The organism is Sinorhizobium terangae, assembly GCF_009601505.1.
GTDB lineage: Bacteria > Pseudomonadota > Alphaproteobacteria > Rhizobiales > Rhizobiaceae > Sinorhizobium > Sinorhizobium terangae.
The window spans coordinates 21237-30542 of sequence record NZ_WITC01000133.1 but is presented as its reverse complement, the minus strand read 5'-3'; the positions used below and the strand labels follow the sequence as shown (position 1 = coordinate 30542).

General features: G+C 63.5%; 7 protein-coding genes. 6 read left to right on the top strand and 1 reads right to left on the bottom strand.

Going from position 1 to position 9306, the window contains the following annotated elements; translation table 11 throughout:
• The first annotated feature begins 74 nt into the window (after positions 1-74).
• The 4 genes from GHK62_RS32050 (at position 75) to GHK62_RS32035 (ending at position 6647) form a co-directional block, all read left to right on the top strand.
• Entirely contained in the window at positions 75-1013 is a 939-nt protein-coding gene (locus tag GHK62_RS32050) for a tetratricopeptide repeat protein (RefSeq protein ID WP_327791023.1), read from the top strand.
• A 197-nt stretch (positions 1014-1210) separates the two neighbouring features.
• On the top strand, positions 1211-1873 hold the full coding sequence (locus tag GHK62_RS32045; RefSeq protein ID WP_153443014.1) for an adenylate/guanylate cyclase domain-containing protein: 663 nt from the start codon (positions 1211-1213) through the stop codon (positions 1871-1873).
• Positions 1874-2162: 289 nt separating this feature from the next.
• On the top strand, positions 2163-2570 hold the full coding sequence (locus GHK62_RS32040) for a hypothetical protein (RefSeq protein WP_153443012.1): 408 nt from the start codon (positions 2163-2165) through the stop codon (positions 2568-2570).
• 462 nt (positions 2571-3032) lie between these two features.
• Positions 3033-6647 carry a hydantoinase B/oxoprolinase family protein gene (locus GHK62_RS32035; protein WP_153443010.1) on the top strand — a complete coding sequence of 1205 codons (3615 nt, stop codon included), beginning with the start codon at positions 3033-3035 and terminating at the stop codon, positions 6645-6647.
• A 29-nt stretch (positions 6648-6676) separates the two neighbouring features.
• On the opposite strand, the gene GHK62_RS32030 is transcribed toward GHK62_RS32035, so the two are convergent.
• Positions 6677-7582 carry a LysR family transcriptional regulator gene (locus GHK62_RS32030; protein ID WP_153443008.1) on the bottom strand — a complete coding sequence of 302 codons (906 nt, stop codon included), beginning with the start codon at positions 7580-7582 and terminating at the stop codon, positions 6677-6679.
• A 120-nt stretch (positions 7583-7702) separates the two neighbouring features.
• On the opposite strand from GHK62_RS32030, the gene GHK62_RS32025 reads away from it, so the two are divergent.
• Together GHK62_RS32025 and GHK62_RS32020 are read left to right on the top strand one after the other, a co-directional pair.
• On the top strand, positions 7703-8317 hold the full coding sequence (locus GHK62_RS32025) for a glutathione S-transferase family protein (RefSeq protein WP_153443006.1): 615 nt from the start codon (positions 7703-7705) through the stop codon (positions 8315-8317).
• 13 nt (positions 8318-8330) lie between these two features.
• Positions 8331-9278 (top strand): pyridoxamine 5'-phosphate oxidase family protein, encoded by a 948-nt coding sequence (locus GHK62_RS32020; RefSeq protein WP_153443005.1) that lies wholly within the window; start codon positions 8331-8333, stop codon positions 9276-9278.
• Positions 9279-9306 lie beyond the last annotated feature (28 nt).

Sequence of the window (9306 nt, the reverse complement as noted above, 5' to 3'; positions counted from 1 at the left end):
CCTTGAGCCGTGGTGCGGCGGAGTTTCTGAACCAAAACGGAATGCTCTAGGCGGGCGCCTTTTCGTTTCTTTGCGTGCCCGCCCTGTACGACCGCGGGCTTGAGGATATCTTCGCGGTTCAGGACGAAGTGATCCGCACCATCGTCAACGCGCTCAAGGTGAAGCTGACTGCCAGCGAAGAGGAGCGGCGCGGGAACCGCGCCAAGGTGGATCCGGAAGCCTACGACCTGCTCGTCCGCTCTCGCCAAACCATGCTGCAGCTGAGCGCCGTACCGTCGACGGAAGCGCGCGCCATGCTGGAGCGCGTCATCGAGATCGATCCGGGCCTGGCGGCCGCCTATGCCCGGCTGTCGATCATTTCCTTCGCCGAATACGTCAACCAGTGGAACGGCGCGACGACGGAAGATCTAGGGCGGGCGCTGCAACTGGCACAGCAGGCGATCGACGCGGACGACACCGAGCCACAGGCCCATGTCTCCCTAGGGCTCGTGCTTGCCTGGATGCGGCGCCTAGACGAGGCGGAAGCCTCCGCCGAGCGGGCCGTCGCGCTCGATCCCAACCTCGCCGACGCCTATACGGGGCTTGGGAACATAAGGGATTTCCAGGGCCGGCACGAAGACGCCGTTGCGCTGTATACGCGGGCGAACCGGCTTGACCCGCAATTCGACCTGTCGCTGCATTTCTTGGGGCGGGCGCTATTGAGCCTCGGGCGGTTTGACGAAGCCGAGTTCGCCTTCAAGCGTCGGCTATCGCTTGCGCCGCGATCGGACATGACACGGTTTTATCTCGCCTGTCTCTATGGTCGAATCGGGCGCCACGAACAAGCCCAACGCCATTGGCATGAGACAATGGAGGTTAACCCGAGCTTTTCTGTCGATCACCTCAAGCCGGCTTTACCCTACCGGGACCCCGACCTGGTTGGTGGATGGACTCCGCGAGGCGGGGGTCTCCATCTGACTTGGTCTATAGCCGTCGCGGACGACAGAAAGCTTAACAGCCGGAATAGGCACTAATGTCGCCTGCCAGTCGACAGCTCGCGTCCTTTCAAGGCTACGGGATCGAAGTGTTGTCTTTTCGGCCAGAAATAAGACTGATCGGGGCTGGCCGGGGTTGCTGCACGCCCCGCCTGCCTCCCATCCCACGCCACGGTCAAATTTGAGATTCGCGAAACTGTGCGATAGCGTTAAAATATATGGCAATGGACAACAAAATGAATCAGATCCAGAGTTCCGCAAATGCATCGGCCACCGTTGCATTCATAGATCTTGCGGGATTCAGCGCTATTGCAGACGTTCATGGAGACGCATCCGCAATTGCCGTGTTGGAGATTTTCGAGAACATGGTCCGCGAGGCCCTTCGCGGCTATGAGCCCCCGATCAAATGGATTGGTGATGAGGCAATGCTCTCGTTTCCTGATCCGGAAACAGCAATCCAGGCACTTGGAAGGCTGTTACAGGCATGCCAGAAAGAAGCGAGGCTACCGCTCACTCGGGCGGGGCTGAACCATGGGCCAGTTATCCGCAGAGCAGGCGATCTATTCGGATCGACGGTCAACATCGCAGCACGCATCGCGGCGCTCGCATCCCCCGGTCAATTGCTTGCCACTCGACCCATTGCTGAGGCGGCCATCGTCCACGGCATTCTGGTGCGAGATCTCGGGACGGTGGCACTTCGATCGGTAGCCGGCGAAGTTCCCCTTTATGAGATAGAGCTTGCCCCGTCGGTTGACCCGGCTTGGATTGATCCGGTGTGCAAGATGCATGCACCGTACGCGTCCTATCGGCGGGCGGCCCCGCAGGGGCCGTGGTTCTGTTCGCCGGGTTGCGAAGAGGCGTATCGGAAGTCGCCACAAACCTATATGTTGCCAGGATGACGGCTGCCACTTAGACCCGCCTGCCCGAAAGCTGGCGCTGGCGCACTGCAGCCATTGCAGCAGTTACGCAGCCATTGCGACATACAATGACTGGCTTTCGCCATGGCAAAATGACACCGGCATACAGGGCGGACACGCTTTTAACCCCCGGCCAATTAAAATGGTTACGCAATTTCGAAGTGCGGCTCGAAGCGTTGTTGATTGTTGGACAAACCACGCACAAGGAACTCGGGCTCCCGACCGCCGTTTCCATGGTGTGAGAATTGGAAACGACAAAGAGGATCAGGACATGGCACGGGAAAGGCCGCTCGGTTCCGCCGTACCACGCGGGGTCGTCGATACGAACAAAGGTACAGTCGGCGTTGCAGAACAGTCGGTCGAAGAGCAGGTCAGATCGCTACGCGAGCAGGTCAATGCACTCAGCGCAGCGATTTCCGAACTGGGTATTTCCTCGGGCAGGGTCATTGCAAGCACGGCCCGGGACACCGGCCGCAGAGCTGGCGACATGGCAAGGCAACATCCCGCGTGGACGACCCTCGTTCTCCTCGGTCTCATTGGTCTGATCGTTGCGAGCACGGCCGGGCCGAACCGGTACATGCGGCGATCGTCGCGCATCGAAGACATGTTCGCCGACCTCGAAGATCGGCTGAGTGATCTCAGGGAGCAATACTGGTCGAGCAGGTGGCGACCCTGGTAGCCCCGCGGGCAGGTCTCGGCGATCACAGCGACGGTGGCCGCAAACATCGCGTGTTTGGGAAAGCGCGGATAGAGAACCAGGTTGAAGTCATGCCTTTCGCGGACGGCTTCTGCCGCTTTGCCTTGCTTACGTCGCGCCGATGAATCTCAACGCCGCCAATCTGTCGGATAGCCAATCCGAGGTTGATTTCCTTGACACGTACCATCAGCGTGTCCGGCAAGTGCTTGCACCTTCGTCGCCGCCTAATGACGGGTGCGCGTCGCTGCGTCGCGAGGTGCCTGCGACGATTTCGGATTGATCTTGCGCATCTTATCCGCTTTCAGTGAGCTAGTGCATGTTTCCCTAAATCGTGGCCGCCTCAAGGGAAACGTGCAGCTATTCAAAGTGCTACAGGGTGCTTTGCGCGTCTGATAAGACGCGCGGCGCTGTAGAAGCGGATACGGCAAGTGAAAGGGGATGACGATGAGCGGAACCGGGACCTGGGATTTCTGGGTGGATCGCGGCGGCACCTTCACCGACGTCATCGGCCGCGACCCCGAGGGCGCGCTTCATGCGCTGAAGGTTCTCTCCGAAAATCCCGAGGCATACCGCGATGCGGCGGTGCACGGGATCCGGCAGCTTCTCCGGCTTCCAGTGGGCGAAGCGATGCCGGCCGGCCTGATCGGCGAGGTGCGGATGGGAACCACCGTCGCCACCAACGCGCTGCTCGAGCGCAAGGGCGAACGGCTGGCGCTGATAACCACGGGCGGTTTCCGCGATGCGCTCAGGATCGGCTATCAGGAGCGCAAGAAGATTTTTGCGACCGAAGTCATCAAGCCGGAAGCGCTCTACCAAGATATCGTCGAACTCGACGAGCGCGTGCTGGCGGACGGCACGATCGAACGACCCTTAAGCGAGGATGAAGCGCGGCGAGCGCTCGAAGAGCTGAAAGCGAAAGGCTATGGGGCGATCGCCATCGTCTTCATGCACGCCTACAAATATCCCGACCACGAGGCGCTGGTGGCGCGGCTCGCTCGCGCGATGGGTTTCGAGCAGGTCTCGGTCAGCCATGAGGTCTCGCCCCTCGTCAAATATGTCGGCCGCGGCGATACCACCGTCATCGACGCCTATCTTTCGCCGGTGCTCGGCCGCTACGTGGCGCAGGTCTCCAGCGAACTCGATGTCACGCGTTCCGGGGCGCGCATCATGTTCATGATGTCGTCCGGCGGTCTGACGGCGGCGGATATGTTCCAGGGCAAGGATGCGATCCTTTCCGGACCGGCCGGCGGCGTCGTCGGCCTTGCGAAGACCGGAGAGGCGGCAGGATTCGATCGCATCATCGGTTTCGACATGGGCGGAACCTCGACCGACGTCGCCCATTTCGATGGCGAGTACGAGCGCGCCTTCGAGACCGAGGTCGCCGGCGTGCGCGTGCGCGCGCCGATGATGCTGATCCATACGGTCGCCGCCGGCGGCGGCTCGATCCTGCATTTCGACGGCGAGCGTTTTCGCGTCGGGCCGGATTCCGCCGGTGCCAATCCGGGACCGGCCTGCTACCGCAATGGCGGCCCGCTTGCCGTGACCGACGCCAATGTCATGCTCGGCAAGCTGATGCCCGAATTCTTTCCGGCGCTGTTCGGGCCTCAGCAGAACGAGCGCCTCGATGTCGAGACCGTGCGGTCGCGCTTCGCGGCGCTGGCGCAGGAGATTGGCGACGGGCGGAGCGCGGAAGAGGTTGCCGACGGCTTCATCCGCATTGCAGTCGCCAACATGGTCGAGGCGATCAAGAAGATTTCCGTCCAGCGCGGCTACGACGTGACGCGCTATGCATTGAGCTGCTTCGGCGGTGCCGGGGGCCAGCACGCCTGCCTGGTCGCGGATGCGCTCGGCATGAAGAACATTCTCGTCCACCCGATGTCGGGCCTGCTCTCGGCCTATGGCATGGGGCTCGCGGATATCCGCGCCACCCGCCAGAAGGCGCTTGGCGTCGGGCTCGATGCGGACGCGCCGCCGGCGCTCGCAGATCTTGGCGATGAACTGCAGGGCGAGTGCCTGGCGGAGCTTAAGGCGCAGGGCACTGCACCGCATCTCGTCCGCACCCATCTGCGCGCGCATATTCGCTATGCCGGCACGGACACGGCGCTCGCCGTCGAGGCGCGTTTTCCGGAACGCGACGATGCCGCGCGATTGCGCCAGGAATTCGAACGCATGCACAAGCGCCGCTTCGGCTTTATCGCCGAGAACAAAGCGCTGGTGATCGACGCGGTCGAGGTCGAAACCGTCGGCGGCGGCGCGGCGCAGATGGAGGCGGACGGCCTTGCCGTCGCCTCGGGCACACCCGATCTCTCGCGGCGAACCCGCTTCTATTCGCAGGGCCAGTTCCACGACGCGGCGGTGGCGCTGCGCTCCGAGATCAAGCCCGGGCAGAGGCTTGCGGGGCCGGCGATCGTCATCGAACCGAACCAGACGATCGTCGTGGAGGACGGCTGGCAGGCGGAGCTCACGGCAAAGGACCATATCGTGCTGACACGGATCAAGCCGCTGCCGGAACGCACGGCCATCGGCACCAAGGCCGATCCGGTGATGCTGGAGATCTTCAACAACCTCTTCATGTCGATCGCCGAACAGATGGGCGTCACGCTGCAGAACACCGCCTATTCGGTCAACATCAAGGAACGGCTCGATTTTTCCTGCGCGGTCTTCGACAACAACGGCAATCTCGTCGCCAATGCGCCGCATATGCCGGTGCATCTCGGATCGATGGATGCGTCCGTCGCGACCGCGATCCGCGAAAACCCAGTCATCCATCCGGGCGACGTGTTCCTGATCAATGCGCCCTATAATGGCGGCACGCATCTCCCGGACCTGACGGTCTGCACGCCGGTCTTCGACGACGCCGGTCGTGAAATCCGCTTCTGGGTGGCAAGCCGTGGCCACCACGCAGATATCGGCGGCATCTCGCCGGGATCGATGTCGCCGCTTGCGACCAATATCGAGGAGGAAGGCGTCTACATCGACAACTTCAAGCTCATCGATCGCGGCCGCTTCTCAGAGGAGGAACTGGAGAAGCTTCTGGGCGGCGCGCGCTATCCGGTGCGCAACATTCTGCAGAACATCAACGACCTCAAGGCGCAGGTCGCTGCTAACGAGAAGGGTGTGGCGGAACTCAAGAAGATGATCGCCCAGTTCGGCGAGGAGGTGGTCGAAGCCTATATGGGCCACGTCCAGGACAATGCGGCGGAAAGCGTGCGCCGGGTACTCGACCAGCTGCGCGACGGCGAATTCTCCTACGAGATGGACCAGGGCTGCCGGATCGTCGTGAAGATCTCCGTCGATCGCGAAAGGCGCGAGGCGACGGTCGATTTTACCGGCACCTCCGAGCAGCGTTCGGACAATTTCAACGCCCCGGCGCCGGTGACGCGCGCCGCGGTGCTTTATGTCTTCCGGGTGCTGGTCGAAGCCGACATTCCGATGAATGCCGGCTGCTTGCGCCCGATCCGCATCATTATCCCTGAAGGCACGATGCTGACGCCGCGCTATCCGGCGGCGGTCGTCGCCGGCAATGTCGAGGTCAGCCAGGCGGTGACCAATTGCCTCTTCGGCGCCGTCGAGGCGCAGGCCGCCGCCCAAGGGACGATGAACAACCTGACCTTCGGCAATGCGAACTATCAGTATTACGAGACGATCTGCTCGGGCGCCCCGGCGGGTCCCGGCTATAACGGCGCCGACGCGGTCCACACCCACATGACCAATTCGCGGCTCACCGATCCCGAAATTCTCGAAACGCGGTTCCCGGTGGTGCTGGAGGATTTTCACATTCGCAAGGATTCGGGCGGCCGCGGAAAATGGACGGCCGGCAATGGCACCAAGCGCACTATCCGCGCCCGTGAGCGGCTGGATTTCGCCATCCTCTCCGGCCACCGCCGTGTTGCGCCCTTCGGGTTGAAGGGCGGAGAGCCGGGCGAACTCGGCCGCAACAGCGTTCGGCGCAATGACGGCCGTATCGAGGAACTGCCGGGCTGCGCCCACACGGTTCTCGAAGCCGGCGAGGCCTTCACCGTCGAGACGCCGACCGGCGGCGGATATGGAAAGGCCTGAGGCGGAGTACCGACCAGAGGCGCAGCTCTTCAAGCCTCGGCATTCACGCCCGCACGGCGCCGAAGGCGCTCGGCCGCGAAGTCTACGAAGGCACGCACCCGGGCGGAAACCATGCGCCCCTCCGCGTGCACGATGTGGATGGGCACCGGTGCGCGCTCGTAGTCGGCAAGCACCACCTTGAGCCGGCCGGCCTCTATCTCCGGCGCCACCTGGTAGGACTGAAAGCGTGACAGTCCCCAGCCGGCGACCGCGGCAGAGATAGCCGTGTCATTGGTGTTGACGATAAGGCGCGGGCTGATCGGAACCCGAATGCTGTTGTCACGGCCGAATAGCCATTCCGAATGGCCGAAAAGACCCTCCCGGCCGATGATGCGGTGATGAGCAAGATCCCGCGGTGCCAACGGCTCGCCGAAGCGGGCGAAATAATCCGGCGAGCCGCAGAGCACCTGCCTGACCGAACCGACGCGGCGAGTGATGAGGCCCGAGGCGGGAAGCGCCGCAATGCGCACGGCGACATCCAGCCCTTCGTCGACCAGGTTCGTTACCCGGTCGACGAAGACGGTCTTCACCTGCATGGCCGGGTAGCGATCGAGAAAATCGAGAACGACGGGGAGCACGTGGATGCGCCCGAAAAGGGCGGGCGCCGTCACCGTGAGCAGCCCTGCCGGGTGCGTGAAGCTGCCCGCCGCATTGGCCTCCGCCTCGGCAATCTCCGCCAGAATGCGCCGGCAATCGGCCGCGTAGCCTTCGCCGGCCGCAGTCAGTTTCAGCGAGCGGGTCGTGCGGACGAGCAGCCGCGTGCCGATTATCTGCTCCAGCCTCGCAATCGCCCGCGTCACCGATGGCGGGCTCATGTGCAGCATCTTGGCGGCAGGCGCAAACCCGCCGCATTCCACCACCTGCACGAAGATCCGCATTGCCTGCCAGCGATCCATCGCCTTCCCGCTTCGCGCCCATTATTGCGTTCAGTGAAATGGTCTAGTGCCTTTTGAGGCGCTTATCAACGTCGCGTTTAACAATCATCTTGCTGCCGTTCCATTCCCCAGGAGGCAGACATGAAGCTCTACCATCACCCGCTGTCCGGCCATGCGCATCGTGCCCGGCTTTTCCTCTCGCTGATCGGAATCGAGCACGAACTCGTGCTCGTCGATCTCGCCAAGAAGGAACACAAGGAGCCGCAGTTCCTCGCGCTCAACCCCTTTGGCCAGGTTCCGGTGCTCGATGACGGCGGTACGATAATCTCGGATTCCAACGCCATCCTCGTCTATCTCGCGAAGAAGACCGGACGCACGGACTGGCTGCCGGAAGATCCCGAAGGCGCGGCCGCCGTTCAGCGCTGGCTTTCGGTAGCTGCCGGCCAGATCGCCCATGGCCCTGCGCAGGCGCGCCTCATCACCGTATTCAAGGCGCCCTATCGGCCGGAAGAGGTCATTCCCCGCGCCCATGCGATCCTGACGCTGATCGAGGCGGCGCTTGTGGGCCGGAGCTGGATTGCCGCCGAGCGGCCGACCATCGCCGATGTCGCGCTTTACAGCTACGTGGCTAGCGCGCCGGAAGGCGACGTGGATCTTCAGCCCTATGCCAACATTCGCGCCTGGCTCGGCCGCATCGAGGCGCTGCCGGGCTTTGTCGATTTCCAGAAGACGCCCGTCGGTCTGGCAGCAGCCTGAGGAGGCGCAAATCATGGATAGCCGTCTCCTCGGTCCTTCGCCCTGGCATGCGGGCGAGTTGGCGCTGCAGACGCGGTCCGGTGTGGAAGCGCGCATGGACGAGATTGGTCGCCGGGTTTTGCGCGATCATCTGATCGACCAGCACCGCGAATTCTATCCCCTCCTGCCGATGGTGGTGCTGGGCGCGGTCGACCGGGACGGTGACGTGTGGGCAACGCTCCGCGCGGGGCGCCCCGGCTTCCTCCATGCACCGGACGCTCACCGGCTGACCGTCGAGCTCGCCAGAGAGCCGGCGGATCCGGCCGAGGCGGGCATGGAGGATGGCGCCTCGCTCGCCCTCCTCGGCGTCGATCTCGCGACGCGCCGCCGCAACCGGCTGAACGGCACCCTCAGCCGGCATCCGCGAGGGTTCGATCTGAGCGTCGGCCAGAGCTTCGGCAACTGCCCGAAATACATCCAGCTGCGTAAGGTGCAGTTCTTCCGCGATCCGTCGGAGCCGCCGATGGTGCCGCCCGCCTGGAGCTCGGAGCTCGACGCACCCGCTCGTGCCCTGATCCGGCAAGCGGACACCTTCTTCGTCGCCACCTATGCGGACCTTCCCGGCAGCCGGCAGGTGGACGTTTCCCATCGCGGTGGCCGCGCGGGATTCGTCGATGTCGGCGAAGACGGCTGGCTGACGATCCCGGATTTTATCGGCAACCGCTTCTTCAACACCCTCGGCAATATCGCGCTTAATCCGCGCGCCGGGCTCGTCTTCCCGGATTTTTCGACGGGCGGCCTGCTGCAGATGACCGGCGCGGCCGAGCTCCTGTTCGATGACCCTGACGGTAAGCCTCTCGAAGGCGCGGAGCGCTACTGGCGTTTCCGTCCGCGCCGCATCGTCTGGCGGCCGGAGGCGCTACCGATCCGCTACGATTTTGCCGAATGGTCACCCTTCGCGCTCGCCACCGGCACCTGGTAGCCTGCGCCTTCGCCAGCACGGCTCCTCG

What these genes read in the sequence shown, in the direction of transcription:
- GHK62_RS32035 (WP_153443010.1), top strand. Translation starts at nt 3,033, where the DNA reads ATGAGCGGAACCGGGACCTGGGATTTCTGGGTGGATCGCGGCGGCACC.
- GHK62_RS32025 (WP_153443006.1), top strand. Translation starts at nt 7,703, where the DNA reads ATGAAGCTCTACCATCACCCGCTGTCCGGCCATGCGCATCGTGCCCGG.
- GHK62_RS32020 (WP_153443005.1), top strand. Translation starts at nt 8,331, where the DNA reads ATGGATAGCCGTCTCCTCGGTCCTTCGCCCTGGCATGCGGGCGAGTTG.
- GHK62_RS32045 (WP_153443014.1), top strand. Translation starts at nt 1,211, where the DNA reads ATGAATCAGATCCAGAGTTCCGCAAATGCATCGGCCACCGTTGCATTC.
- GHK62_RS32030 (WP_153443008.1), bottom strand. Translation starts at nt 7,582, where the DNA reads ATGGATCGCTGGCAGGCAATGCGGATCTTCGTGCAGGTGGTGGAATGC.
- GHK62_RS32040 (WP_153443012.1), top strand. Translation starts at nt 2,163, where the DNA reads ATGGCACGGGAAAGGCCGCTCGGTTCCGCCGTACCACGCGGGGTCGTC.